The organism is Legionella adelaidensis (assembly GCF_900637865.1).
Classification (GTDB): Bacteria; Pseudomonadota; Gammaproteobacteria; order Legionellales; family Legionellaceae; genus Legionella_A; species Legionella_A adelaidensis.
In genome coordinates this window covers 124,600-151,359 of the sequence record NZ_LR134420.1, presented here as the reverse complement: position 1 = coordinate 151,359, position 26,760 = coordinate 124,600, and the positions used below count along the sequence as shown (strand labels likewise).

Below are 26,760 nucleotides of genomic sequence, written 5' to 3'. Positions count from 1 at the left end.
CCGCGACCGTTAGGGAGCGGAGATTTTTAATAATTTCGCCACGTCTTTGGCGAAATAGGAAATAATTAAATCGGCACCGGCGCGTTTTATGGCTAGCAGGCTTTCCATCATTGCTTCCTCTTCATTAATCAAACCTTGTGCAGCCGCGGCTTTGATCATTGAGAATTCCCCACTTACTTGATAGGCGCAACAAGGGACTTCAGGGAAGTTTTGTTTTAGCCTATAGATTACATCTAAATAATTCATCGCGGGTTTTACCATCAATAAATCAGCGCCTTCTTCTATGTCTAACGCAGCTTCTCTTAGCGCTTCGTGGCCATTTGCCGGGTTCATTTGATAGGTTTTACGATTTCCATATCGAGGCGCTCCTTCGGCTGCTTGCCGAAAAGGACCATAAAAGGAAGAACTGTATTTTACAGCGTAGCTTAGAATAGCCACATCTTCATAACCTGCATTGTCTAACCCATCCCTGATAGCGCCTACCATTCCGTCGGTATTACTGCTGGGGGCTATCCAATCAGCGCCTGCCTTGGCATAACTAATCGCCTGGCTGGTTAATAATTCCAGAGTGGCGTCATTTATTAAGGTCTCGCCTTCCATCACCCCACAATGCCCATGATCGGTATATTCACAGAAACAAACGTCGGCAATGATGACAATATCCTTGTTAATTGAGCGAATTTTTTGAATGGCTTGTTGAATAATCCCGGAATCAGATAAGGAAGAGCTGCCAGTTGAATCTTTATGAGCTGGGATACCAAATAATAACACAGCGGGTAAACCCAGAGCGCTGATTTCCTCAATTTCTTTATCTAAATCATTTAAGGTTAATTGAAAAAGCCCTGGCATGGAGGGTATTGCTCTTTTTTCCGATAAAGTTTCACTAATAAAAAGAGGAGCAATAAATTGTTCAGTACGAAGCCAATTCTCTTGTACCATATTTCGAATAGTGGCTGTTTTTCGTAAGCGCCTTGGACGCAAGGGAAGAGAATAATGGGTCAATTTATTTTACTCCTTATGATGGGTATAAAGAAGGTCAATTCCACTTCCTATATCACTGGTGGAAACTTGAATACTCCAAAATTTATTTAACAAGTACTTTAAAATCAGAAGGTTGCTGTCTTGGTCTAAACCGATATTATAACTTAAATACAATCTTTTCGACAAAGACTTACTGACTACGAATGCAGTCCCTTCCTGGAGCTGTTTGGTTCTCTGGTTAACTTCTGTAGTGTTTTGAATATTAAAATCAACGCCCAGGCTTTGTTTTAATTGCTCTAAAAGCTGCATCCCTTTGGTTCCGGAGTCGAGGTTCATATTTGATATAGCCGTTAATAACAATTGTCCTCCTGACTTACTAGCTTGATTCGCAGGCACCCCCAAAAGTAGCAGAGAAAGTATATCGGCTTGTGACAAGTTTGAAGGAATGGAAAATAAGCTTACTTTAGGCGAGTTAATCCTTCCACTAATTTGAATGCCTACTTTAACATAGGCACCATAATCCAGGTTTTGTAAATTTTGCACATTAAAATCAAAAAGTTGGTTGGAGCCTGCAAAGTCATTTGATGCAGTATTCAAGGTACGCACAGCTCTTATACGTATGGTTGGATTACTGATGGCACTTCCTGAGAAAAAAAGCTGTCCTTGTTCAATATTTAAATTTTGCCCATAAGCTTGGTATTTTCCATCGCGAATTGATAATTCGCCAAAAGCAGAAAAGTCGCTATAGGGTGCTTGTTTTAATTGAATACTACCCTCTAAAAATCCTTGCATCCCTTTAACAGCTATGGCTACGTCATTCCCCATAATTACATTGATGTTGGTTTTTAAATTGAAGGGCATCGGATTTTTTTTAGCAGAAACAAATACTACATCATCACTTAAATTGACCGTATTGCTAAAAGAAATGGGCTTTAATCTACCAGTAGGAACTAAAATATCCCCCGTGAGTTCCATGTTTCCCCGGGAAATAGTGAATAGTAAATTAGGGGAAACATTAAACGTATATTCCGCCGAGCGCATTGCGGGGAAATTATCTCCCTGGATCTTAACTTGCCCATTAAAAGGGAATAAATTTCCCGTACCAGATAAATGAATGGTTTTATTTTCCGAAACAATGAAACCGATTAATTCCCATTTTTTATTGGTTGTTTTTAATTTTATCTCAATAGGATGCAATAGTAAGTTGAGTTTGGGTAAGGCCACACTTCCTTGGGTGAGGCTGGCTTCACCAGTAAAAATGGGTTTAGATAGCGTGCCTTTTATGAGAAGGTTTAAATTTAAATTGGCTTGTGGGTTTTCAACTAAATGATTTTTTATGTCAAAAAAAGTGAAAGAGCTTAATTGTAAATTAACAGTGCCTTTTATTTTCTGTTTTTCTGCATTCAATTGAGGCAAGTTAAAATCCGGCAGCATTAAATTAAAAATAAGATCTTTCTTTTGCTCTAAATTAACCACCCCTTGCATTTCCAGTTGTTTAGCTGATAACTGCGCTGTTATTTTACCCCCATAGAAGTTAATAACGGGTGCTTGTTCCTCTTCTTTTGATTGATAGCTACCGGGACCAATTTGCAAAGCTATATTGCCATGCTGAGCACTGTTAATAGTTGCTGTTCCAGTAACGGTTGTTTTTACTCCTGTTAATGCAGGGGTCAATTGGGCCGGTTTGGGAAAGGTAAAATCCAGGTGCCAAGTAGGTTTGGTAAAATTTTTACTTAGTTCAACTTTATTGGTATCTAAAAATAATTGTGCTGTTAGCTTGTTAGCATCCGTAGTAATTGTACCTGTGAGAGGTAGTTGGCGATTTACCAGTTGAATTTTAGTTTGCGTAACACTCGAACCATCCGTCACTTTACTGTTAATTTCCCAATTGGCTTTGGTGGGAAGAAAAGTTTCTCCTTCAGCATTTACAGTAAAATTAGAAGTAGTTCCTTGAAGAATTAAATGCCCTGAACCGAAGGAGCGCTTTTGATCGCATGTTCCCACTGCACAATTATTTGCGATAGTAATGGTATTAGCAGGAAGGGAGATGTCTTGCCATGTTAACTCTGTATAAAGGTCATTGAGATTTTTAACATGCCCTGCAAGGGAGCCGACGATAGAACCTTCTAACTTGCCTGACCAGCTATATAATTGCTTGTCACCTTTAAATGTAATATCAGCTTTGACAGGTATGTCTTTGTTATAGGAAACATGGATCTCACCTGAGCTACTATAGGGAATTTTGGGTGTGAATTGTCCCTTAAGAGAAACGCTCGTCTTTAAAAAGTCAAAGTTGAGGTGATTGATATACCATTGCCTTTTCATCAATTGCGCTTTCGTACTGAGATTATTAAAAACTATAGTTTGTTTGGGATTGATGAGAGAAAATTTCTTAATAATGGCTTTTTTAAGGTTTATAGTAAGGGGTAATTTAATTTTAAAGTCGGAATCTTTATTTCCTTTCTTTACAATAACCGTGACCTCTTCTGCATTTAAATCTTTAATAGTTAATTTTTTATGGAATAAATCAGAGAGCTCCCAAGCAATCCGCGCATTATGGAGTTTTAAGTCAAAATTTTCACCAATATAATTAAATTCTTGGAACACACCTCTTTCTAAAAAACTGCCTTCAAGTTTATTAATTTCGAATTTACCTGGTAATCGTAAGTCTGCTAACTGTAATAGAAGATAAAATCCAGGAGTAGTGTTTAATAAAAAAACAACAAAAGAAGTGAGCAATACAAAGAGGGCTAAAAAAGTATAGAGAATGGATTTAATATAGCGTCGCATTAAAGATCTGGCCCCATGTTAATTACTAATTTAGGGCTGCGATCTTTATAACGATGAAAATCTTGGTCAATAGCCTGAGCAACCCCAATTTTAATAGGTCCCACGGGTGATACCCACATTAAACCCACTCCCGCATCATATTTAAAATGTTTAATAGAAGGATTATAAACATCTCCTCCATCCATGAATCCGACAACATACCATTTTTCAAATGTTTCTTTTTGAATTTCCAATCCGGCAAATGTCAAATATTTTCCCGGACCTATTGAATTGAAACTATAGGCTTTTAAGTTCTCAGCACCACCTAATAAAGGTGCAAGAGATAATGGTAAATCATAAATAGAACTAATTTCAGTAACAGCAGCCTCCCCATGAAAATATAAACGCGTTCTTATAGGATTGAGGTAGAGAGCAGCTTTAGCGTCTATTGTTCCCTCTATAAAGCTGATATCGGAAAGAACCGCTTTTGAAGCGCCCAGGGCATTGAGGCTAATATTGTACCCGGAAGGTGAGAATAATTGATCTTCTACTGCACGCCAAGTAAAGGATGCTTTAGGAAATAGGGCATTTTTTGTCCGTTTAAAAGGAAAAGCTTCATAACTAAACCGTTCATCAAGGGCATTTAAAGAAATAACGCGCTGAAAGTTTGTTTTGCTATGTTGTTGCGCTAATGAAAATAGCAAGGAATTACTATAGCCTACCGGGTAATTTAAAGTCGAAAAGCTGCCATTAATTGCATAATTGTCAGTGACCGGATTCTTTCCAGGGATAAGATATTGCGCCAATATGGCATTTTGTTTAAACGAGCCTTGAATGATTGCGTTAAACTTATGGCCGGACCGATTAACAGGCACAATATGTAAACCTGCCCTACCTCGGGGGCCTGTGTCTGTTCCATAACCAATACCTAAGGAATAGTTAATACGCTCAGTTCGTTTTAAATGTACTTTTACGGGAACATACGTGCCTTCCTTGGTATTGGGTTTTACCACGACTGAGTTGAAATACCCACTAGCAGCTAAATTGCTATTTAAAGCGAGAATTTGATCGGTAGAGTAGGGCTCTCCAAACTTAAACGGCACATAACGGTTTAATAATTCAGGCGAAATATACGTAGGATCAAATTGAATTTGACCGAAATAATATTGTGGCCCCGTATCAAATATTAAAATGATATCTGCTTTGTAAGAGCTACGGTCCACGAGCACTTCTGATTTTATAAAAGAACTATGTAGATAACCTTGATGTTCGGCGGCACTGTATAAATTGTCTTTCGCTTCTTCATAGAGCTGATTATTAAAAAAATCCCCCTCTTTTAGGGGTAAGTCTTTAAACGTTTGTACTATTTCAGGATTGTTGGCGCCTTCCCCTTGTATTTTTATAGATAAATGATTAATTCGCATCTGGGGGCCGGGGATAATAACAATATGAAAACTGTTTCCTTCGACATTCGTGGAAATGCTAATTTGCGGCGCAAAATAACCGTATGGTTCCATTGCTTGAGCTACTTGTGTTTTTATTACTTCTAAAGGTTCATAAGCGATTGATTTGTGTTGGTAAAGTTCAGTTAGACGAAATTGAACATTAGCCAGAACATCCCCTGAAATCCCTGAGAGGGTAAATGCTGGTGGTTTAACTGCTGCAAGAGGAGCGTGACAACACAACAAGTAACAAAAAATAAAGCTGCAAATTTTTTGTTTAAAATTACTCTGCAAAACCCTTCTCCATTGTTTTGAGCCGATAAACAAAATCCAGCGCTTCTCGTGGTGTTAAATTATCAACATCTATTTCTTTAATAGCGTCTACTATTTCCAACTGAGCTGAGGGCATAGGCTCTTGCTTATGCGAAAGGCCATATTGCATTTTTTGTAATTGATTTCTCGCTAATACTAAAACCTCGTTAGGTAAACCTGCCAAGGCAGCAACTTCTATTCCATAGCTTCGACTCTGCGCACCTGCTTCCACATGATAGAGAAAAATGATTTTTTCATTAGCGCAAGTAGCTTTTAAATGAACATTACGGATACAGGGAAATTCGTCGGCTAATTTTGTTAACTCGAAATAATGAGTAGAGAATAGGGTATAAGATTTAAGCGTGTTTGCTAAGTAATGTAAACACGCATACGCAATAGCCATGCCATCATAAGTACTTGTTCCCCGGCCCACCTCGTCTATCAGTACTAAACTTTGTGCAGTGGCATGGGAAAGAATTTGCGCGGTTTCAGTCATCTCAACCATAAAGGTTGAGCGACCCGAACTCAAATCATCGCTAGCACCTATGCGGGTAAATATCTTATCAATAGGTCCCAAACGTGCTTCTTTTGCCGGTACAAAACTCCCAATATGTGCTAATAAAACAATTAACGCATTCTGGCGCATGAACGTTGACTTGCCACCCATATTTGGTCCCGTGATCAACTGTAAATGCTGGGTAGGGACAAGAGAGAGGTCATTGGCAATGAAGCGCTCTTGCAAAATGTGTTCGATCACCGGGTGCCTGCCGCCAATAATAGCAATACCTGGAGTACTACTTAATGTGGGTGGTATCCAATTTAAGCTTTGTGCACGTTCCGCAAGATTAGCCAATACATCTAACTGTGCAAGACCCTGGGCAAGTTGATGAAGTTCTTTTAAGTAAGGGTGCAACTCAAGTAAAAGATTTTCATATAGCCATTTTTCTCTGGCTAATGCTTTTACCTGAGCAGTTAAAACTTTTTCTTCGAAGGTTTTTAACTCAGGCGTAATATAGCGTTCAACATTTTTTAAGGTTTGTTTTCGTTGAAAGTATGGTGGAACTTTATCGGCCTGGATACGCGATAATTCAATATAATAGCCATGTACACGGTTATACCCAAATTTTAATGTGGATAAACCCGATCGTTTTTTCTCTTGTTCTTCTAGAGCTAATAATTGTTCGGAAGCGTTAAAACTTAAAGCACGTAGCTCATCAAGCTCTTGATCAAAACCTTCTGCTATTACTCCGCCATCGCGAATTAACTGAGGGGGATTTTCAACCAGGGCATGGGTGAGACAGTGTTGCAGATCAGGAAAAGGTTTAATAAGGCTTTTTAAAGCGGGTAAAAGTTTCCCTTGTGCGGGAATACTCTTGGCAATATCGTCTAATAAATCCAAAGTTTGACGCAGAGAAACTAAATCACGTGGTCGCGCTGACTTAAGCGCTATTCTTGATAAAATACGTTCTACATCACATATCTTTTTTAATATTTCGTGAATCTGAATTTCTTTTTTTTCACTTATTAGAATAGCAATAGCTTCTTGTCGATCTGTAAGCGTTTGGCATTGAAAAAGAGGTTTACCAAGCCAGCGTTTTAACATACGGCCTCCCATGGCGGAAGCTGTTTTATCGAGAATAGAAAAAAGAGTATTTTCTGTTTTTCCAAAAACATTTTCAAAAATTTCTAAATGTTTTTGTGTTTGCGCGTCAAGTTGCAAAAAATCGTTTTTGTTTTCCAGAGTGATGTTATGTAAATGGGGAATTGATTGTTTTTGAGTATTTTGTAAATAGCGTAGTAAGCAGCCCGCTGCATGGTATGCCAAGTTATAGGTATTTTTGTCTATTGCATGTAAAGAATTTTGTGGAAATTGTTTCTCTAATAATACTTTTGCCTCTTCCAAAGAAAATTCCCAATGCGAGCGAATTTTCAAACTAATTGAAGGCGGTAAAGAAGGTATGAAGGTATTCTCGTTTAATAAAATTTCGGCGGGTGACAAGCGGGTTATTTCTGCTAAAAGTTGGGGTTCATTTTCAGCAATCAGTAAGTGGAATTGCCCACCGCTTAAATTCACCCATGCTAAACCGTATTGTTTTTGTTGTTGATAAATAGCAAGCAATAAATTGTCGCTTTTGGCCTCTAATAAAGCCTCATCGGTTACGGTGCCTGGGGTAATAATACGGGTTACTTCGCGCGATACGAGGCCTTTACTCAGTTGAGGGTCACTTATCTGTTCACAAATAGCAATGGATTCACCTTTTTTAATAAGCCTTGCCAGGTAATTCTCTACTGCATGATAAGGGACCCCGGCCATAGGTATGGGTTTCCCTGCTGATTGGCCTCTATGGGTAAGTGTTAAATCGAGTAACTTGGCAGCTCGTTTGGCATCTTCAAAAAATAATTCATAAAAATCGCCCATACGATAAAAGACCAACATATCAGGATATTCACCTTTTATGCGTAGATATTGTTGCATCATAGGAGTATGGGCAGTTGACATGTTTTTGCAGAGATGGTTAATTGTGGGCTGATTTTAGCAAAGGTACTATTGCAAGTCAGTAAAATGGTAGCTGTGATGGCATTGTTTCAATGCTTAAGAAAGCTGTCATTGATCAGGGCAGGCTCTTAGTTGATGCGTTATTAAGTCAATTATAAATGGGTTGGCGTTTTCGTATGAGTGACAAATCATTACAGCGAAAGGACTTGGAATCTAATGACAAGTACTCTGCTTTAATGTAAGCTTAGCGAAAATTATAAGTTGTAACTTCTTCACAATATTTATATTTTTGCTAGACTTATGAAGGTATTTTTTAATAAAAATAACAAAGGGAGATGAGTATGAAACAGGTTATATTAGCTGCCGTTGCTGCAATGGCATTAATGGTTGCAGGCTGTGAAGACAAACCAAAACAACCAGAAGTAAACAGCACCACTACTACCACTAGTGCTCCAGCTGAACACAATGCAGATGCTAACAAAACGAGTGAAACTACCACTACTTCTACTACTCAAAATCAATAATAAATTGATTGAGTGCTTAAACCCCGCCTCGCGGGGTTTTTTATTTCAAATGACCCCAAAACCTGACATTTGTAATGTGGGATACAGATCTGGATAAGGTTCTCGTATGCAAGAATTAGTGGATGCAGTCATAACATGGGTAGATGGTAATGATCCTGCTCATCAGAAGAAACTTGCAACCTATCTGGAAAATAAAGGGATAGAAAGGCCTTATTCCGCCCATCCTACACGTTATAATCAGTGTGGCGAAATTGAGTATTGTATACGCAGTATATGGGCATATGCCCCTTGGATAAACAGAGTTTTTATAGTAACTGATAACCAAACTCCTTCATTTCTTGAAACATTAAAAAGTCCGCTTAAGGACAAAATTATTTTAATTGATCATCGAACTATTTTTAGAGACTTTGAAGCATATTTGCCAACTTTTAATAGTTTAAGTCTTGAATCAGTCTTATGGAGAATCCCCCGGTTATCTAATCAATTTATTTATTTTAATGACGATTGCTTTCTTATTAGACCGGTGAAATATGAAGATTTTTTTCAGGATCATAGCCTGGTTATCCGGGGTGAGTGGAAAAAACAGCACCACAAAAAATGGTTTAATAAAAACAAAACGATTGATGATCATCGTCATTTCCAAGAAAGAAGCGCGCAGTTAGCAGGCTATTCAAAGTATTTCTTCCATCTCCCACATATCCCATTTGCTCTACAAAGAGAGGATTTTGACTTGATCTTTCAGGAGCAGCATCTATTGCAAAAAAATTTACAATTTCCTTTTCGTGATAAAGAGCAGTTTCATCCTATTTCATTTATGCATCATTTGGCCATAAAATCCAAAAGGGCCATTATTGATTCACAAAGACAATCGATAATGATTAATGCTGAAACGCATTCGCAAAATAAAGTGATGAAGCGTATGAATAGGGCGGATAAGAAGAAAGGTATAGTATTTGCTTGTATTCAGAGTATGGACATGGCAAGTGATGAAAAACGGCAATTATTAATAGACTGGTTAAATAAACGAATACCAACTATAAATGAACTCACAAAGGAGTAGGGAGCGTGGATATTATTGAGAAAATAGGTTTTCTACACATTCTGTATGCCTTAGGACTCGTTTTATTTGGATTACTGGTAGCAAAAAAGACAAGTTTGCTCATAGAGAAAGCAGTTATAAAAAAATATACACGTCACCAAGCTATGCTAGTGCAAAAAATTATTTTCTATGTCTTACTGGCTATTTTTATTGTCTCAGCCTTACAAGAATTAGGGTTTAGAATGACGGCATTGCTAGGAGCTGCTGGAATTCTTACCGTTGCTGTAGGCTTTGCTTCTCAAACTGCGGCTTCTAATCTTGTAAGTGGCATATTTCTTTTATTTGAACGACCTTTTCGTATAGGAGATGTTATTGAAGTAAAAACCTTTCAAGGGACTGTGGAATCTATAGATTGGCTATCGACAAAGATTAAGACGAAAGATAATACGCTTATTCGTATTCCCAATGAAAGTATTATGAAATCTGAAATCATTAACTATAATTATTTTAAAATACGGCGGTTAAAATTATCTTTCCCTATCGCTTATCAAAATCAAATTCCTCGGATTCGGGAAATCTTAACCCAGCTTGCAGAGAAAAATGAGCTAATTTTGAAGCAGCCGAGGCCTACGATTGAAATTGATAATCTTTCGGAAGGGGGGTTGCAAATTAAATTTATTGTATGGACTAAAAGTACGGACGTGCCTGTAGTAAAAAATCAGTTATTTGAAGTGTTAAAAGAGCGCTTGGAAAAAGAAGAAATCAAATTGGCAGGCTAACAATGGATCCGGTTACGCAAGGTGCTTTAGGTGCCGCTTGTGCACAAGCAGTTTTACACAAAAAAGACAAACATAATGCATGGATTGTTGGTGCGCTAGCAGGTATGGCTGCAGATTTAGATATTTTTATCCGCTCAAGTCAAGATCCTCTTCTTTTTTTCATTTATCACCGTCATTTTACCCATTCATTATTTTTTATCCCCTTTGGCGGGATATTGGTTACTCTTTTTTTATGTCTTTTCCAACGCTTTAGAAGACATTGGCGGCTTACTTTAATTGCAGCCTTGATAGGTTACGCAACGCATGGGCTTTTAGATGCGTTTACAAGTTACGGGACGATTTTGTATTGGCCTTTTAATGACAAAAGAGTTTCTTGGGATATTATTTCAATTATTGATCCATTTTTTACCTTCCCTTTAATATTAGGATTAGTATGGACATTGGTATTCGATTCGCGTAGGGGAGTGTTAGCAGGTTTGCTGCTAGCGGGGATGGTGCTTGTATTTAATACCATTCAGCACCATCGAGTTATTGTAGCGATGCATAAATATGCAGTTAAACATGCATGGAAAATTACCAGACAACGGGCCATGCCCCATTTTGCCAGCTCTATTTACTGGCGAGTTCTAGCTGTAACCAGCCAAAAAGAAATATTTATGGCTGACGTACATGCTGCTTTGTTTTCTCCGGTTGTAGTCCACCCTCTGCAATCATTTCCTATTTTACTAAAAGAAGAAATACCTGAATATGTGCAGAGTTCATCAAGTCTAATGCAGGATTTTCGTGTATTTAATTGGTTTACAGATAATTATTTAATCGCGCTTTGTAAAAATCCATTAAGTGTAGTGGATGCGCGTTTTATTTTCGGTAACAATGCTTTATGGGGATTTGTTTTTATTCCCAATCGGGAGCATGGAGTACTTTTACGGTCAATCAATTTGGATGACAAGAATGCGTATTGCAATTTTGGCAACAGGAAATGAAATTATTCAAGGTGACACGCTAAACACCAATAGTCATCAAATAGCACATCTATTAAGCTCGGAAGGATTTACTGTTAGTCATCATCTCACTTGTGGAGATGAAGAAGAAGCTATAGTAAATTGTTTGTCTTTTCTGGCACATACCCATGATATCGTTATTGTAATCGGAGGGCTTGGCCCCACTTCAGACGATAGGACACGTTTTGCCTTAGGCAGTTTTTTAAAACAGCCTTTGGTAGAGCATGCGCAAGCGGTAAAGCATATTAAGGAATGTTTAAAATTCAATAACACTATTGATGAAGGGAATTATCAGCAATCCCTTTTCCCTGAAAATGCAACAATTTTGCCTAACCCTTATGGCAGCGCTGTAGGATGTTGGTGTCCGCAAGCAGGTAAATCCTTTTTTCTTTTACCTGGTCCCCCGCGTGAATGTTTACCTATGTTTGAAAAGTTTGTTTTCCCAAAAATCAGGAAACAGCTCCCGGATGCAAAAAAACTCCTAAAATGGCGCCTTTTTGGGGTTTCCGAAGGGCTTATTGCACAAAAATTAGATGCATCTTTGGCTCATTTAGATTGTGAGACAGGCTATCGAATTGATATTCCTTATTTGGAATTTAAGGTGCGCTGTTTTGATGAACAAATTGAAACAATAAAAAATATTATAGAGCCGCTAATTCAACCATACATTATTGCCACTCCTGAAACCAGGGCCTCTGAGCAGCTCCGTAGTCTTATTAATGAATTAGATGAGCCGTTAGTGATTATTGATAATGCTACCGGTGGGGCATTTCAATTGGCTATTCAAAAACCTGAAAATCATGAAAAACTTTTTTTTCATGATTTAGCAGATGCTCGTTTGCGTTTTCACATTACGGGACTTCAGGAGTATTGGCACAATGAACAAACTAATAAGGCGAATATTATTATTAAATATAAGAATGATAGTGGGGAAGGCAAAGAAACGCACGAATTGTTATATTACAGTTCTTTAGTACTGCAATCCGCGGCGGAGCTTTTAAGCTTCCGTTTGTTTCATCTCATCCAACAACTCCATAATTGAATAACAGAGCTCTTTGGTGCCAACACCGGAAATAGCTGAAATTGGAAAGACCTTGTCTTTCCATTTTAAACCTTTGACAATCTTTTCAATAGCTTTCTTTCTTTCGCCTTCATCTGGGATGGTATCAATTTTATTTAAGACTAACCAACGTGGTTTTTTGGTTAGGCTGGGATCGTACATTTCCAATTCTTTAATAATCATTTTCGCATCATGCACAGGATCGCTGCCATCAATCGGGGCAATATCAATGAGGTGCAGTAAAATCCCTGTACGGGATAAATGCTTTAAAAATTGATGCCCTAAACCCGCTCCTTCAGCGGCTCCTTCTATCAGCCCTGGTATGTCAGCCATGACAAAACTCTTATGATTAGAGACACGAATTACACCGAGATTAGGATGTAATGTAGTAAAGGGATAGTCAGCAACTTTTGGTTTAGCGCTTGAAACTGCACGAATTAATGTTGACTTACCTGCATTAGGTAAGCCCAATAAACCCACATCCGCGAGCACTCGAAGCTCCAAACGCAATTGTCGTACTTCTCCAAGAGAACCGGGTGTTGTTTGTCTAGGTGCACGGTTTACACTACTTTTATAACGCGTGTTACCTAATCCATGAAAACCACCCTGGGCGACTAGAAGGGTTTCCCCGGAATTACGGATGTCGCCAATAAGTTCATGGGTTTCTAAATCATAGACAAGGGTTCCTACCGGTACTTGAATAATTAGATCGTTGCCTTTTTTACCGGTACAGTTACTACCCATACCTCCTTGGCCATTTTCCGCTTTATAATTACGCTGGTAACGAAAGTCTACCAAAGTATTTAAATCAGGATTTGCTTGGAGAAAGACACTACCTCCATCGCCTCCATCACCCCCATCAGGGCCGCCAAAAGGGATGAATTTTTCACGGCGAAAGCTAAGGCAGCCATTACCGCCTTTACCTGCTTCAACTTTGATTATTGCTTCATCGACAAATCGCATGGTGTTTGCTCACTGCTAAAAGTAGAGTGGGCCAATAGGCCCAACAAACGAGGTAAATTTAATATGGTTGGGCCCATTGGCCCAACCTGCATTCAGTCGTAGTCTAGTTGCAGCAACCAGGCTACGACTAGATGCTTCCGCCTCGGGAATGACAGGCTCACAAGCTACATTATACAAAAAAAAAGCCCCATTAGGGGCTCTTTACATACTTATATATTAATGCTTTTGATCTTCAACAGGCTCAATAAATACGTATTGACGCTGATTAGCCCCTTTCGTTTTAAATTGTACCAAACCAGGAATCAAGGCAAACAATGTATGGTCACGACCTAATCCCACACCTTCACCTGGGTGAAAGCGAGTTCCGCGTTGACGAACAATAATTTCGCCTGCATTTACTAATTGGCCACCGTAACGTTTCACTCCAAGAAACTTAGGATTCGAATCGCGGCCGTTACGTGTACTTCCGCCTGCTTTCTTATGTGCCATTGCAATATCCTCTAAAACTATTTATTAATTGCCGTGATTTTAATTTGAGTAAAATTTTGACGGTGTCCCATTTGTTTCATGTGGTGCTTGCGACGTCTAAATTTAATAATTTTTATTTTTTTATGGCGACCATGAGCAACTACTTCTGCTTGTACAGAAGTTTTCGCCAGAAATGGGCTGCCACAAGTAACTTTATCGCCATCAGCCAACATTAAAACTTCAGAAAAATCTACTTTACTGCCAACTTCGGCGGTCAGTTCTTCAATTTTAAGGATATCACCTTCTTGGACTCGGTATTGTTTACCACCTGTCTTAATTACCGCATACATGACTTTTCTCCAAACTCCGCCTGACCGGCTTGTCATACTATTTAATAAAGTGCGATATTCTATAAGAAGTTAAGAATAAAGTCTATATGCCGGAGTTAAATATTGAAGCAACGTAGGTTGGCGCCGATAGGCCCAACAAAGGATCTTGCTAATGAGTGTTGGGCCTGCCGGCGCCAACCTACATTTTTTAATAATTCCCGATCTTTTTCATTCTTCTAAAATAGTGTATACTCCGCCACCTTGCCCGTTTAACCTGGTCGCAAGGTTAAGGAAGTATAGCATACGGTAGGGCGTATTGATTATTTGGAGACAACCATGTCGATTGTTTTAGAAGCAGAACCAAGAACGGATATTGGGAAAGGTGCGAGCCGCCGCCTCCGTCGTCTTGAAAATAAAATCCCCGCTGTTTTATACGGTGGTGAAAAAGAACCCCAATCTTTGCACTTATTACACAATAAAGTAGTAAAAGCTCTTGAATCGGAAAGCATTTATTCAAGTATTTTTGATTTAAAGATTAATGGGAAAACTGAACACGTTATTTTAAAAGATTTACAACGTCATCCTTATAAGCCCATTATTCTTCATATGGACTTACAAAGAGTTTCTGCTAAAGACGTTTTAGTAAAGCTTGTTCCTTTGCATTTCATTAACGAGCAAACTGCAAAAGGAGTAAAAGCAGGTGGCATGATTAATCATGCTATGATGCAAGTTGAAATTCGTTGCCAGGCAAAAAATCTTCCTGAGTTTATAGAGGTGGATGTTGCTGATCTTAATGTGGATGAAGTGATCCACTTATCTGATTTAAAGTTGCCTAAAAATGTACAGTTAGCTACTGACCCTAACGTAGGTGGCCACGATCATCCGGTTGTGAGTATTCACTTACCAAAAGGTAGTAGTGCGGATGAAGAGGAAGAAGCAGCACCAGCACCAGCTCCTGCCGCTGAAACTGTAGAAAAATCCGAAAATCCAACCGAAGAATAATCCTTAAAACCTTCTCCATTGGAGAAGGTTTTGCCTTTGGGTTTAACGAATTGATTGCCCATGTCCATTAAATTGATTGTTGGTTTACGCAACCCTGGTTCCGCATATGAACATACACGCCACAACGTGGGTGGATGGTTTGCAGAATTACTTGCAAGTCAGCATAATGCCTCTTTTAAAACAGACAAAAAATTAAACGCAGAATTAACTTCGATTCAAATAGAGCATCATCTTTGCCGTATTATACTGCCGCTTACCTTTATGAATCATAGTGGATTACCCATTCGCGCAGTTTGCCAGTTTTATAGTATTGAAGCAGATGAAGTATTAGTTGTTCATGATGACCTTGATTTGCCTGCGGGAAAAATTAAGTTAAAAAGTGGAGGGGGACACGGTGGTCATAATGGTTTGCGTAATACCATAGCTCATTTAGGCAGTGCTCATTTTAATAGATTGCGGATTGGAATAGGGCACCCGGGTCATAAAGATTTAGTGTTAAATTATGTACTGGGTAAACCTTCTGTTGAAGATAAAAAACTAATTATGGATGCTATTGATAGAGCGGTTAAAGAAATTCCTACACTTTTTTCAAAAGGTATGAGTGTAGCGATGAATAGATTGAATACTTAATGTCAGGTTTGTGATGAGGAATAATTATGGGATTTAAATGCGGAATTGTGGGATTACCAAATGTTGGAAAATCCACGTTATTTAATGCTTTAACCAAAGCAGGTATCGAAGCCGCGAATTATCCATTTTGTACAATCGAACCTAATATTGGGGTGGTCACTGTTCCAGATACCAGATTACAAGCTTTAAGCGACATTATTAAACCGCAGCAGGTGGTTCCAGCGGTTATGCAATTTGTCGACATTGCCGGGTTAGTAAAAGGTGCTTCAAGTGGTGAAGGACTAGGCAATCAATTTTTAGCAAATATTCGAGAGACAGATGCTATTGCCCATGTGGTTCGTTGTTTTGAAAATTCAGATGTTATTCACGTTGAAGGTAAAGTTGATCCTGTTAGTGATATTGAAGTGATAAATACGGAACTTGCTTTAGCGGATATGGACAGTGTTGAAAAAGCATTAATGAAGGCAGGAAAGAATAGCAAAAGTGGTAATAAAGAAGCTATTTTAGAAAAAGAAACCCTGGAAAAAGTAAAAGCACACCTGGATGCCGGATTTCCAGTACGAACATTGACATTAAATGATGAGGAATTATTAATAATAAAACGTATATTTTTATTAACTGCCAAACCCGTTCTTTATATCGCAAATGTCGATGATGATGGATTTGAAAATAATCCTTTATTGGAAAAAGTGAAAAATCTGGCTAAAAATGAAAATGCACAAGTGGTTGCGATTAGTGCTGCTACAGAGGCAGAACTAGTGGAGCTGGATGAAGCAGATAGAGAAGAATTAATGAAAGATATGGGGATGAAGGAACCAGGTCTTAATCGGGTTATCAGAGCAGGCTATGATTTGTTAGGGTTACAAACTTATTTTACAGCAGGTGTTAAAGAAGTTCGTGCATGGACTGTAAAAAAGGGGGCTACTGCACCCCAAGCTGCAGGAGTGATCCATACTGATTTTGAAAAAGGCTTTATCCGTGCCGAAGTGACTGCTTTTGATGATTTCATTGCTTTTAAGGGAGAGCAAGGAGCCAAAGAAGCTGGGAAACTGCGATTAGAAGGGAAGGAGTATGTGGTTAAAGACGGCGATGTGATGCATTTTCGTTTTAATGTTTAAAAAATTAAATATAGGTTGGCGCCGATAGGCCCAACAAACAATCTCGCTAATAAATGTTGAGCCTGTCGGCGCCAACCTGCATTTAGAGAAGATTAGTCACTTGATGGCTTGTTTCCAATTAGAATAATTGCATCCCTCAGGCCAAAGGTGGCCTAACAAATCATGGAAGATAGGGTAGGCCACTGGTAACCATCTAAATTATACTAAGGATTTTAATGGATTATGGATAATTTACTTGAAATCAATCAATTAACTGTCTCCTTTAAAATACCCGAGCGCATTGTCACGGCAGTTGACGATGTCAACTTTGAAATTAGACCAGGTGAAACACTGGGATTAATGGGTGAATCAGGATGTGGGAAGTCAATTACTTCTTTGGCTATTATGCGGTTATTACCGCCTAATAGTGTGTATGGTATGCAAAGTAGTATTGATCTTTTTGGCCAAGACCTATTAGAAGTTCCTGAAGTGCTTATGCGTAGCATCCGTGGAAAGCGTATGTCCATGATTTTCCAAGAGCCGATGACTGCACTGAATCCTGTTTTAAATATTGGGCAGCAGTTAGGTGAAACTTTAAAGCTGCATCAAAATTTATCCAAAAAAGCAATTAAAACGCGCGTAATAGAGTTATTACAAGAAGTAGAAATCCCAGATCCGGAAATTCGTATCCACCATTACCCTCATCAACTGTCGGGTGGTCAAAAACAGCGGGTACTGATTGCTATTGCTTTGGCTTGTAACCCTGAAATATTAATTGCAGACGAGCCTACTACAGCGCTTGATGTTACTGTTCAAGCACAAATTTTATCCTTACTAAAAAAATTACAACAACAACATCAAATGAGTTTACTCTTAATTACACACGATTTAGGTGTGATTAAAGCCATGGCTGATAGAGTTTGTGTGATGTATGCAGGACAAATTGTTGAATCGGCACCAGTAGGAGAATTTTTTACTAAACCCTTGCATCCTTATGCTCAACAGTTATTAATTTCTTTACCCACTTTAGAAAAAAGAGGCCAGGAATTACCGGCAATAAAAGGAAGCGTGCCCACCTTGGAAAGTACTCCTTCCGGATGCCGTTTCCACCCCCGATGTGCGCATTGTTTTACGCCTTGCCCAACCATAGAGCCTGTATTACAAACAAAAGAAGAAAATCGGTTAGTAAGATGCCATCTTTATCCTGAACATGACTTCCCTCCTCCCTTGCTCATTGAAAATCTACCGTGGAGCAAAACCAAAGATCAGCAAGAGGTCTTATTATCAGTGCGTGATTTACAGGTATTTTTTACCCAGCGCTCGGGATTGAAAAAGAGCATATTTAAAGCCGTCAATGGGTTATCTTTTGATTTACAGAAGGGTAAAACTTTAGCACTAGTTGGTGAATCGGGCTGCGGGAAAACAACTACAGCGCGAGCAATTATTCGTTTACAAACTACTAGTGGTGGAAAAATTCTTTTTAAAGAAAGAGACATTGCTCAACTCCGTGGCCAGGAGTTACAGGAATTTCGCAAAAAAGTGCAAATCATTTTTCAGGATCCGTTTTCTTCTATGAACCCGCGCATGACAATAGGTGAAATTCTTGCGGAAGGCATGAAAGCACAGCATCTTGATAAAAAAAGTATTGCAAAAAAACAGGGAGTATTATTAGAACAAGTAAATCTGCCCGCGAATAGTCTCCATCGATATCCTCATCAATTCTCAGGTGGTCAAAGACAACGTATTTGTATTGCTCGTGCTTTAGCAACGGAACCAGAGCTTTTAATCTGTGACGAACCAACCAGCGCGTTGGATATTTCCGTGCAAGCGCAAATTTTAAATTTGCTCAAAAATTTGCAAGCGGAATATGGGCTTACTTATTTATTTATTACACATAATATGGGCGTGGTGTCTTATATTGCAGATGAAGTGCTGGTAATGGCACAAGGAAAAGCAGTAGAGAGAGGAGAGACTGAACAGCTTTTTAAAAAGCCTACGCATGAATATACAAAGCAGCTTTTGAGCGGAGTCCTGAAGGTGTGATTAACCAATCTCTCTAGTTGTAGCATAACCGTAGCAACCCAGGCTACGGTTTAATTCAGACTACACTACTAATTGTTAAAAAGGTCTGTAATAAAGCTACTTACCTCATCTAAATGCATTAAACTAGGCTCGTTTTGTGAACGGGCTTTATATTCAACCATTTGTTGAGCAAGATTGCGTTCGCCTACCACTATCCTGTGAGGGATCCCAATGAGATCGTTGTCGGCAAATAATACGCCGGGTCTTTCCTGTCTATCATCTAATAAAACATCTAAGCCCGCATGTGAAAACTGTTGGTAGAGTTTTTCTGCAGTTTCCATGACGACAGGGCTACGGTGACCATTGATTGGAATAATTACTACTTGAAAGGGGGCAATCGCTTGCGGCCATAGAATTCCTTTTTCATCATGGTGTTGTTCAATAGCTGCAGCTACCACTCTGCTTATACCTAAACCATAACAACCCATAGTCATGGTTTGTAAATTACCCTCTTCATTAATAACGTGGGCGTTCATGGCTTCTGCATATTTACCACCGAGCTGAAAAACATGGCCAACTTCAATACCACGACAAGCATGTAAGGTCCCTTGCCCATCAGGGCTCGCATCACCTTCTTTAACATTACGCAGGTCAAATCCTTCGCTACTTTTTACATCTCTGTCCCATACTACGTGTTGAAAATGTTTGTCTTTCTGATTTGCTCCGCATACAAATTCAGCTAAAGCTAAAGCATGAAAATCAATTATCATAGGAATATTTAGATTCACTGGGCCCAGAGAGCCAACGGGGGCACCTAATGTTCTAACAATGGTGTCTTCATCAGCAAATTTTAAAGGGGTTCTCAAGAGCGGATGCTTGGAAGCCTTAACTTCATTTAATTCATCATCGCCTTTTAAGATAAGTGCTACTAAGGGATGCTCTTTTCCTTCTACTATTAGGGTTTTAATTGTTTCCGCGGGCTCCACATTTAAAAACTGTGCTACCTCAGAGATTGTTTTAACCCCAGGTGTACTTACTTCTTGCATGGAAGCAGAAATGTCGCTTTTAGTACGTTCAGGCTTTAAACATATGGCTTGTTCTACATTAGCAGCATAGTTACTACTATCACTATAAAAGATAATATCTTCGCCGGAGTCTGCCAAGACTTGGAATTCATGGGAGGCAGACCCCCCAATTGCGCCGGTATCTGCTTCAACTGCACGGTATTTAAGCCCGAGTCGATCGAATATACGGCAATATGCCTGGTACATTTCATCATACGTCTTTTGTAATGACTCTTGCGTTAGATGGAAAGAATAAGCATCTTTCATGAGGAACTCGCGTGCCCGCATTACTCCGAAGCGGGGGCGAATTTCATCGCGAAATTTAGTTTGGATTTGATATAAATTGATAGGTAATTGTTTGTAGGACTGTAGCTCATTACGCATTAAATCCGTAATCACTTCTTCATGGGTAGGTCCAAAGCAATACTCTCTTTCATTGCTATCTTGCATAGTTAACAATTGTCCGCCGAAGGTTTCCCAGCGCCCTGTTTCTTCCCACAACTCCCGAGGCTGTACGGCGGGCATTAAAATTTCCATAGCGCCCGTACGGTTCATTTCTTCACGTACGACTTGCTCTATTTTACGTAAAACTTTTAAACCCATAGGTAACCAAGTATAAAGGCCAGCTCCCAGTTTACGAATCATCCCTGCTCTTAGCATCAGTTGATGAGAGACAACCTCGGCATCACTGGGTGTTTCTTTAATAGTGGCTGAAAACCATTGGGATGCACGCATGAAAACTCCAGAATTTTTAAAAAAAAGATTATACCCAAGATACTTCAAAATGCTAGGTTTTGAGCGATGCGGTGTTTGTGCTGGGAAACTAAAAAAGACCGGTATAGCCAGCCTATGCAGGTTTAGTTTCGAGGCGCAAAAAGCGATAGATAGTATTTTGAGTATCCTGGGTATTTAAGCTTAATACAAGAACTTAAGCATCTTTCTTAGGAAATACTTCATTAAACATGACATGCTTATTGTTTACTAAGTTTTCTTGCCGATTTTTATCAAAACCGAACACTTTATAAATAATCATCGGGAGGCTAAGGCTGATGAAACCGATGGTAAAAGCTAGCTTATAAGTGGGATCAGGGCTCATAAATAAAAAAACCAAGCATGCTACCATGAGAACTATAGCGATAATTCCTGTATAGGGAGAACCTGGGGTTTTATACTTAAGATCAGCGGTGGTATAGCCAGCTTGATATAATTTCTTTCTAAAGTTTATTTGCGCCCAACACAGAGAAATCCAGGCAATTGCTCCGGTAAATCCAGATACTAAAAGTAGAGCGATATAAAGCATTGATTGCCCAAAGAAATAACCTGCTAGCAGAAGTATCCAAATAGAAACCAAGGTAGCGATACCAGCATTCTGGGGTACAGCATTACGGTTAAGTTTTGCTAATTTTCTGGGGGCCATACCATTACGAGCGAGTGCATGCAAAGAGCGTACAATCCCATATACCCCTGAGTTAGAGCAAGAGAGGGTAGCCGTGAGGGTTACAAAACTGGTGGCAGCTCCGGCCCATTTTAAGCCATAAAAATTAAGAGCATCTGCAAAGACGGAATTATCTAACCCCGCCTTTTGCCATGGGAAAATTAAAACCAAACAAAAAACAGGAATAATATAAATGAATAAAATACGAAAAGTAACATTACGAATTGCACTGGGGATCATGCGCGCAGGATCAATGGATTCTCCAGCCGCAAGACCGATGATTTCCGAACCTTGGTAATTAACTAGCAATAGGACCATTGCAGTGAGAAGAGCCATGGGTCCATTCGGAAAGAGACCACCTTGATCGAAAATAAATTTTCCACCAATAACCCCAGGGGGTTGCGGGCCATGGATTAAACCAAAAAATATCAGCATGGCTAAACCGACAAAAGCAAAGAGAGCAAGAATTTTTATTAAAGCCAGCCAAAACTCGATTTCGCCAAATGTTCCTACTTTCGAAATATTAATATAGGTAATTAATACTCCAAAACCTACCGCCCAAATATACCCATTTATTCCTGTAAAGTGCTGCATGATAATTCCACCAGCAACACATTCAGCGGGGATATATGCTACCCAGCTAATCCAATAAGACCATCCCACTCCACAGGCAAGGGTCGGAGAAATGAAATCTGCGGTGTAATTAATAAAAGAACCTGAAATAGGTATTGCAACAGCTAGCTCACCCATGCAAAGCATGGTTAAATAAATAATTAGGCCACCAAGAATATAGGCGAGGAAAACGGAAGGGCCTACCTGGTTAATGACTTCCCCTGTACCTAAAAAATAACCGGACCCAATAATGCCACCGAGTGCAATTAATTGCACATGCCGTGTCTTGAGCGCTCGACGGAATTCTCCTTCATTAGCAGGTGGGGAGTTAATCTCATTTGACGTGGTCACTAACTGTTTATTTCCTTAAAAATAATCGCAGGCGCGAATTGTATAATAATGCTATCTTTTGTCTATATTTTTTTAAGGTAAAAAAGTGATTTTTTAATTCTTTTACAGTTGGCGGAGAGAGAGGGATTCGAACCCTCGATACGTTTCCGTATACACACTTTCCAGGCGTGCGCCTTCGACCGCTCGGCCATCTCTCCGGTGCGCCAAGAATATACTCGAGAATACTAAAAAGCAACCTATTGATAAACAAAAAGGATGGTAATCAAGTTTATGGGAAAACACTGCAAAATATACCATTTTAAATTCTCTTGTATACTTATACAGATTATAGTTAACAGGAGTGAATTGTGGGGTTCAATATCAGGAAAGTATTATTAGGGGTATTTACTACTGGTTTTGCTATGCAAAGCCATGCTTTTACTTGCTTTCTTACCCAAATGAAAGATGATTGTTGGAAAACGTATAATGTCACTGTGGATGTATATGACAGTACCACCAATAAAAAGTTGGTTTCTGCGATTGTTCCCACTGGCAGTTTATGGACACGGCAACAATTCACATGTCAACCCGGACAAACTTTGCGCTTTCAAGCCCAATTTACCCCCGTATTCTGGCAAAATGACGAAGGGAAAACCTGGTATGGTAACCATTTTTGGACGTTACCTGCCCAACCACAAACAGGGGAAACTGCATGGAATATATCTTTATGTTTCCCAGGGGATTTTGCAGAAGTACCTATGCCCCCGCAGGCTACCAATAATTGCCAATGTAGTTCGAGTGGGATTCCACCGATTGAGGCGCCCAGTTCATAATTGCGCACCCAAACAAACTTCCGCTCCCTCACGGTCGCGGTCGGATTGAGATAGGATGACCGAGCCGCGCACATAAGTAAGCGGAATTTAACAAACTATTCTGCCGCATGTTTTTTTATCTTGCGGTGGGAAGCTGTTTATTCGTGTCGTTGCTAACCAGGAGTTTACTTCTTCTAGATCGGTGGTATTGAGTGTGCCTGCAAGGTATTTTAAATTTAATATGGCAGCAATTAAATTGTACTGATCACGTGCCAGTTGCTCTTGTGCTTCAAAAAGTCTTTGTTGTGCAGTAACCACATCCACCATGGTGCGCGTACCCACCTCGAATTGGGCTTCGGTGGATTCCAATGAATTTTGTTGAGAAATAACGGTTTGCCTATCGGCATTAACTTTACTGATACCATCAATTATGGTGTTAAAAGCAATACGACCATTAACCACTATATCACGATAAGTTTGTTCTAATTGTTCGCTGGATGTTTGAAAATCGTATTGTGCTTGCCTTGTTTTAGATTCAACTAAACCGCCAGTATATACAGGGAAATTAAGGTTTAAACCGATGCTGTCACTTTCTTGCATGCCAGGGGCAAAAAAGTTGCTTAGGGGACCTGAATTATGGGTTTGTTGCGAAGTGCCCTGAATAGCTAAAGTCGGCCAACCACTGGCGGATTGTACTTTTATATTTTCACGTGCTGCCTGCAGGGAATATTTTGCAGCATACAGTTTATAGTTTTGTTTTATTGAGGCAGAGATCCATTCATCAGCATCATTGGGTTCAGGTTTAATTAAAGGAATACGATTGTCACGCAAAGGAGCTAGCTGCTCATACACGTGATTAGTTAGTTTTCGCAAGTTTTCATTTTGATTAACCTGGTTATTCTTTGCTGAAATGACTTCTGCGACGGATTGATCGTAAGCCGCCTTCGCTTCGTACACGGAGGTTATGGTATCAACTCCCACATCAAATCGTTGCTGTGCTTGTTCGAGTTGTCTTTTATTGGCGCGTAATTTAGCTTCGGCAAAATTTAAAGTGTCACGCGCAAACAGAACATCAAAATAAGCTTTTGATGCGCGAAGCATTAGATCCTGAGAAGCATCATTATAAGTTGCATGGGCTGCTTTAACAGAAGCCTTTGCTTGTTGAACTTGGGCCCAGCTTTGATAATTAAAAACCGCTTGTGATAATGTAAGACCCCAAGTGTTACTATTGTATATCTGAGCAATGGTTTGTAGATTGGTTTCTACACGTTGCCGATTTCTTGAAACATTACTTGTAGCGTTTACTTGCGGTAATAATTGAGAAACCGCTTGCGGAATTGCTTCGGCATTCGACATAAAAGTGCTATATGCTGCTTTAAAGGTGGGATCATTTTCTAAAGCTTGGTGATAGACATCCATCAAATCCGCAGCATGCAAAGTGGCATAAAAGCTTGCAGTAAGCATCCAGCATAAAAGCTTTTTTCTCATCAAGTATTCCTAGAAAACAAATTCTTTTGGTCTTAGTTTATCAATTAGTGGAGGAATGCTAGTCTCAAATAAGACTTGCTCTTGCCAATTTCCGGATTTATCCAATACCAGCAATTGTGCTTGCATCACTGGCTCTTTGCCCACTATAGCGAATATTTTTCCACCAGGTAATAACTGTAAACGGTGATTTTCTGTTAGATAGGGGAGGGAGCCAGTGAAGACCATAACATCATACGGGGCTTGATCAATCCAACCGCGAGAGCCGTCTCCGGTATGTAGCTCAACATTATTACAATGGTGTTCTGCTAATTTTTTGCGAGCTTGCGTAGTGAAATCGGGAAAATAATCTATGCTGATGACTTTTTGACACAGTTTACTTAACAAAGCTGTGAGAAAACCAGTTCCCGTACCTACCTCCAATATTATTTCGGTTCCCTTTAGCTCTAAAGCTTGCAATAGCTTTCCTTCCTCGAGCGGCGTAAACATGCGCTGTTGATGGGGAAGCGTAATTTGCATGTCAGAGTATGCAAAATGCTTATATTCTACGGGAACAAAATTTTCTCTTGGAATTAAATGATAAAGCTCAAGAATGGATTCGTTTAAAACATCCCCTGTACGTAATTGTTGCTTGACCATATTAATACGTGCAATTTGACTGCTCATTAGGAACTCACTGTGATACTAAAATGTAGATCGCGTCTGAAAATAACGCAGATTGATAATCCAACCTGAATAGCAAAACTACTAACCGGGAAGTTATCTCAGACGCGATCTCTAGGTTAAAGCGTTGATGAGATTTTAGCAAGAAATGAAAAAAGAGGAAGCTGAATTCTTTTAAGTTTTCATAGTGAATTTGTGTAAAATTTGTTATTATCGCGCATTTGAATGGGGCAAAGGAGAGAGTTTTGGATAGCCGTTTTAGTGAATTTATTCAGGGAGAGATTGAGTTAATCAAAAAAGAGGGTTTATTTAAACCTGAGCGTATAATTAGTAGTCAACAACAAGCTGAAGTTGAAGTAAATGAAGAACACGTTATTAATTTATGTGCCAATAATTATTTAGGCTTGGCAAACAACCCTTTGCTTATTAAAGAAGGCCAAAAGGCTTTGGAAGAGTATGGTTATGGAATGGCTTCCGTTCGATTTATTTGTGGTACGCAAACCCCTCATAAAAAATTAGAAAAAAAATTAAGCAATTTCTTAGGTAAAGAAGACACTATTCTCTATTCCTCCTGCTTTGATGCTAATACGGGTTTATTTGAAACCTTGCTAGGCCCTGAAGATGCTATAATTAGTGATGCACTTAATCATGCCAGTATTATTGACGGCATTCGTTTATGCAAAGCTGCACGCTATCGCTATGCCAATAACGATATGAAGGATTTGGAAGCCAAGTTGATTGAAGCAAAAAATGCCCGTTTCCGTTTAATTGCCACAGACGGTGTGTTTTCAATGGATGGTATTCTTGCCAATTTGCCTGCTATTTGCGAATTAGCTGAAAAACACAAGGCATTAGTTATGGTTGACGACTCCCATGCCGTTGGTTTTATTGGTACAACGGGCCGCGGTACACCCGAACATTTTGGGGTTTCTTCACAAATAGATATTATTACCGGAACACTAGGCAAAGCATTGGGGGGGGCTTCCGGAGGGTATACCTCTGCAAACGCCACGATTGTTGAATGGTTGCGACAACGTTCCCGGCCCTATCTTTTTTCCAACACTTTAGCACCTGTTATCGCGCAGACATCGATTGCGGTCCTGGATTTAATCCAACAAAATCCTGAGCTATTACAAAAACTAAAACGCAATAGCATTTATTTCCGCGAAGGTTTGAGTCAACTCGGTTTTAATTTAATACCCGGTGAGCACCCCATTATACCGGTCATGTTAGGCGATGCAGTTCTAGCTGGTAAGATGGCGCAGGAACTATTAGTGGAAGGCGTATATGTGATTGGTTTTTCCTTTCCCGTAGTTCCTAAAGGTATGGCACGTATTCGTACGCAAATGTCTGCCGGGCTTGAACTTCACCACTTGGACAAAGCGATAGCTGCTTTTGAAAAAGTGGGTAAAAAATTGAACGTTATTCAGTAATAAACAGAGGA

General features: G+C 39.4%; 22 protein-coding genes and 1 tRNA gene. 11 read left to right on the top strand and 12 right to left on the bottom strand.

Annotated elements, in window-relative coordinates:
* Nucleotides 1-9: 9 nt before the first annotated feature.
* From hemB to mutS, 4 genes are read right to left on the bottom strand one after another with little or no spacing between them, the layout of a single operon-like run.
* The gene (gene hemB, locus EL206_RS04000; protein ID WP_058461366.1) at nt 10-1,002 is read right to left on the bottom strand and encodes a porphobilinogen synthase; all 993 of its coding nucleotides are present in this window, start codon (nt 1,000-1,002) and stop codon (nt 10-12) included.
* A gap of 6 nt (nt 1,003-1,008) precedes the next feature.
* Complete coding sequence (locus tag EL206_RS03995) at nt 1,009-3,771, bottom strand: translocation/assembly module TamB domain-containing protein (protein WP_058461367.1); 2,763 nt, start codon at nt 3,769-3,771, stop codon at nt 1,009-1,011.
* Nucleotides 3,771-5,486, bottom strand: coding sequence for an autotransporter assembly complex protein TamA (locus tag EL206_RS03990; RefSeq protein ID WP_232048509.1), 1,716 nt, complete (start codon nt 5,484-5,486; stop codon nt 3,771-3,773). The genes EL206_RS03995 and EL206_RS03990 overlap by 1 nt, the downstream gene beginning before the upstream one ends.
* Complete coding sequence (gene mutS / locus EL206_RS03985) at nt 5,476-8,004, bottom strand: DNA mismatch repair protein MutS (protein ID WP_058461368.1); 2,529 nt, start codon at nt 8,002-8,004, stop codon at nt 5,476-5,478. The genes EL206_RS03990 and mutS overlap by 11 nt, the downstream gene beginning before the upstream one ends.
* A 338-nt stretch (nt 8,005-8,342) precedes the next feature.
* Between mutS and EL206_RS03980 the strand changes: the two genes are divergently transcribed.
* The 5 genes from EL206_RS03980 (at nt 8,343) to EL206_RS03960 (ending at nt 12,386) form a co-directional block, all read left to right on the top strand.
* On the top strand, nt 8,343-8,525 hold the full coding sequence (locus tag EL206_RS03980; protein ID WP_058461369.1) for a hypothetical protein: 183 nt from the start codon (nt 8,343-8,345) through the stop codon (nt 8,523-8,525).
* A 106-nt stretch (nt 8,526-8,631) separates the two neighbouring features.
* Nucleotides 8,632-9,585 (top strand): stealth family protein, encoded by a 954-nt coding sequence (locus EL206_RS03975; RefSeq protein WP_058461370.1) that lies wholly within the window; start codon nt 8,632-8,634, stop codon nt 9,583-9,585.
* A 5-nt stretch (nt 9,586-9,590) separates the two neighbouring features.
* On the top strand, nt 9,591-10,343 hold the full coding sequence (locus tag EL206_RS03970; RefSeq protein ID WP_058461371.1) for a mechanosensitive ion channel family protein: 753 nt from the start codon (nt 9,591-9,593) through the stop codon (nt 10,341-10,343).
* A gap of 2 nt (nt 10,344-10,345) precedes the next feature.
* Nucleotides 10,346-11,326 carry a metal-dependent hydrolase gene (locus EL206_RS03965; protein ID WP_058461372.1) on the top strand — a complete coding sequence of 327 codons (981 nt, stop codon included), beginning with the start codon at nt 10,346-10,348 and terminating at the stop codon, nt 11,324-11,326.
* Entirely contained in the window at nt 11,295-12,386 is a 1,092-nt protein-coding gene (locus tag EL206_RS03960) for a competence/damage-inducible protein A (protein ID WP_058461373.1), read from the top strand. The genes EL206_RS03965 and EL206_RS03960 overlap by 32 nt, the downstream gene beginning before the upstream one ends.
* Here EL206_RS03960 and cgtA read toward each other — a convergent pair.
* The 3 genes from cgtA to rplU form a co-directional block, all read right to left on the bottom strand.
* Nucleotides 12,342-13,367 (bottom strand): Obg family GTPase CgtA, encoded by a 1,026-nt coding sequence (gene cgtA / locus EL206_RS03955; RefSeq protein ID WP_058461374.1) that lies wholly within the window; start codon nt 13,365-13,367, stop codon nt 12,342-12,344. The two genes, EL206_RS03960 and cgtA, sit on opposite strands and share 45 nt — an antisense overlap.
* A 216-nt stretch (nt 13,368-13,583) precedes the next feature.
* The gene (gene rpmA, locus EL206_RS03950; protein ID WP_058461375.1) at nt 13,584-13,856 is read right to left on the bottom strand and encodes a 50S ribosomal protein L27; all 273 of its coding nucleotides are present in this window, start codon (nt 13,854-13,856) and stop codon (nt 13,584-13,586) included.
* Nucleotides 13,857-13,873: 17 nt separating this feature from the next.
* A complete protein-coding gene (rplU, locus tag EL206_RS03945) occupies nt 13,874-14,185 on the bottom strand; it encodes a 50S ribosomal protein L21 (RefSeq protein WP_058461376.1) in 312 nt (103 codons plus the stop codon).
* Between the two features lie 315 nt (nt 14,186-14,500).
* On the opposite strand from rplU, the gene EL206_RS03940 reads away from it, so the two are divergent.
* From EL206_RS03940 to EL206_RS03925, 4 genes are all read left to right on the top strand, one after another.
* Nucleotides 14,501-15,166, top strand: a complete 666-nt coding sequence (locus tag EL206_RS03940) for a 50S ribosomal protein L25/general stress protein Ctc (RefSeq protein ID WP_058461377.1) — start codon at nt 14,501-14,503, stop codon at nt 15,164-15,166.
* A 60-nt stretch (nt 15,167-15,226) separates the two neighbouring features.
* Nucleotides 15,227-15,796 (top strand): aminoacyl-tRNA hydrolase, encoded by a 570-nt coding sequence (gene pth, locus EL206_RS03935; protein ID WP_058461378.1) that lies wholly within the window; start codon nt 15,227-15,229, stop codon nt 15,794-15,796.
* 26 nt (nt 15,797-15,822) lie between these two features.
* Nucleotides 15,823-16,914: a redox-regulated ATPase YchF gene (gene ychF, locus EL206_RS03930; RefSeq protein ID WP_058461379.1), complete on the top strand. Its 1,092-nt coding sequence runs from the start codon at nt 15,823-15,825 to the stop codon at nt 16,912-16,914.
* 222 nt (nt 16,915-17,136) lie between these two features.
* Entirely contained in the window at nt 17,137-18,936 is a 1,800-nt protein-coding gene (locus EL206_RS03925; RefSeq protein WP_058461380.1) for an ABC transporter ATP-binding protein, read from the top strand.
* 68 nt (nt 18,937-19,004) lie between these two features.
* Here EL206_RS03925 and EL206_RS03920 read toward each other — a convergent pair whose 3' ends face one another.
* The 3 genes from EL206_RS03920 to EL206_RS03910 all read right to left on the bottom strand — a co-directional run bounded on the left by EL206_RS03920 (nt 19,005) and on the right by EL206_RS03910 (nt 22,574).
* Nucleotides 19,005-20,714, bottom strand: coding sequence for a proline--tRNA ligase (locus EL206_RS03920; RefSeq protein ID WP_058461381.1), 1,710 nt, complete (start codon nt 20,712-20,714; stop codon nt 19,005-19,007).
* 193 nt (nt 20,715-20,907) lie between these two features.
* A complete protein-coding gene (locus EL206_RS03915) occupies nt 20,908-22,377 on the bottom strand; it encodes an amino acid permease (RefSeq protein WP_058461383.1) in 1,470 nt (489 codons plus the stop codon).
* A gap of 109 nt (nt 22,378-22,486) precedes the next feature.
* Nucleotides 22,487-22,574 (bottom strand) — tRNA-Ser (locus tag EL206_RS03910).
* 150 nt (nt 22,575-22,724) lie between these two features.
* Here EL206_RS03910 and EL206_RS03905 point away from each other — a divergent pair.
* Entirely contained in the window at nt 22,725-23,189 is a 465-nt protein-coding gene (locus EL206_RS03905) for a hypothetical protein (RefSeq protein ID WP_232048508.1), read from the top strand.
* Nucleotides 23,190-23,276: 87 nt separating this feature from the next.
* On the opposite strand, the gene EL206_RS03900 is transcribed toward EL206_RS03905, so the two are convergent.
* Together EL206_RS03900 and EL206_RS03895 are read right to left on the bottom strand one after the other, a co-directional pair.
* Nucleotides 23,277-24,656, bottom strand: a complete 1,380-nt coding sequence (locus EL206_RS03900; RefSeq protein ID WP_058461384.1) for a TolC family outer membrane protein — start codon at nt 24,654-24,656, stop codon at nt 23,277-23,279.
* A 9-nt stretch (nt 24,657-24,665) separates the two neighbouring features.
* Nucleotides 24,666-25,319, bottom strand: a complete 654-nt coding sequence (locus EL206_RS03895) for a protein-L-isoaspartate O-methyltransferase family protein (protein WP_058461385.1) — start codon at nt 25,317-25,319, stop codon at nt 24,666-24,668.
* A 242-nt stretch (nt 25,320-25,561) separates the two neighbouring features.
* Between EL206_RS03895 and EL206_RS03890 the strand changes: the two genes are divergently transcribed.
* Entirely contained in the window at nt 25,562-26,749 is a 1,188-nt protein-coding gene (locus tag EL206_RS03890; protein ID WP_058461386.1) for a glycine C-acetyltransferase, read from the top strand.
* The last annotated feature ends 11 nt before the right edge of the window (nt 26,750-26,760 follow it).

Excerpts from the sequence above, each read along its gene's own strand:
- EL206_RS03995 (WP_058461367.1), bottom strand. The coding sequence starts at position 3,771 with ATGCGACGCTATATTAAATCCATTCTCTATACTTTTTTAGCCCTCTTT.
- mutS (WP_058461368.1), bottom strand. The coding sequence starts at position 8,004 with ATGTCAACTGCCCATACTCCTATGATGCAACAATATCTACGCATAAAA.
- EL206_RS03980 (WP_058461369.1), top strand. The coding sequence starts at position 8,343 with ATGAAACAGGTTATATTAGCTGCCGTTGCTGCAATGGCATTAATGGTT.
- EL206_RS03975 (WP_058461370.1), top strand. The coding sequence starts at position 8,632 with ATGCAAGAATTAGTGGATGCAGTCATAACATGGGTAGATGGTAATGAT.
- EL206_RS03965 (WP_058461372.1), top strand. The coding sequence starts at position 10,346 with ATGGATCCGGTTACGCAAGGTGCTTTAGGTGCCGCTTGTGCACAAGCA.
- EL206_RS03960 (WP_058461373.1), top strand. The coding sequence starts at position 11,295 with ATGCGTATTGCAATTTTGGCAACAGGAAATGAAATTATTCAAGGTGAC.
- cgtA (WP_058461374.1), bottom strand. The coding sequence starts at position 13,367 with ATGCGATTTGTCGATGAAGCAATAATCAAAGTTGAAGCAGGTAAAGGC.
- rpmA (WP_058461375.1), bottom strand. The coding sequence starts at position 13,856 with ATGGCACATAAGAAAGCAGGCGGAAGTACACGTAACGGCCGCGATTCG.
- rplU (WP_058461376.1), bottom strand. The coding sequence starts at position 14,185 with ATGTATGCGGTAATTAAGACAGGTGGTAAACAATACCGAGTCCAAGAA.
- EL206_RS03940 (WP_058461377.1), top strand. The coding sequence starts at position 14,501 with ATGTCGATTGTTTTAGAAGCAGAACCAAGAACGGATATTGGGAAAGGT.
- pth (WP_058461378.1), top strand. The coding sequence starts at position 15,227 with ATGTCCATTAAATTGATTGTTGGTTTACGCAACCCTGGTTCCGCATAT.
- ychF (WP_058461379.1), top strand. The coding sequence starts at position 15,823 with ATGGGATTTAAATGCGGAATTGTGGGATTACCAAATGTTGGAAAATCC.
- EL206_RS03925 (WP_058461380.1), top strand. The coding sequence starts at position 17,137 with ATGGATAATTTACTTGAAATCAATCAATTAACTGTCTCCTTTAAAATA.
- EL206_RS03920 (WP_058461381.1), bottom strand. The coding sequence starts at position 20,714 with ATGCGTGCATCCCAATGGTTTTCAGCCACTATTAAAGAAACACCCAGT.
- EL206_RS03900 (WP_058461384.1), bottom strand. The coding sequence starts at position 24,656 with ATGAGAAAAAAGCTTTTATGCTGGATGCTTACTGCAAGCTTTTATGCC.
- EL206_RS03895 (WP_058461385.1), bottom strand. The coding sequence starts at position 25,319 with ATGAGCAGTCAAATTGCACGTATTAATATGGTCAAGCAACAATTACGT.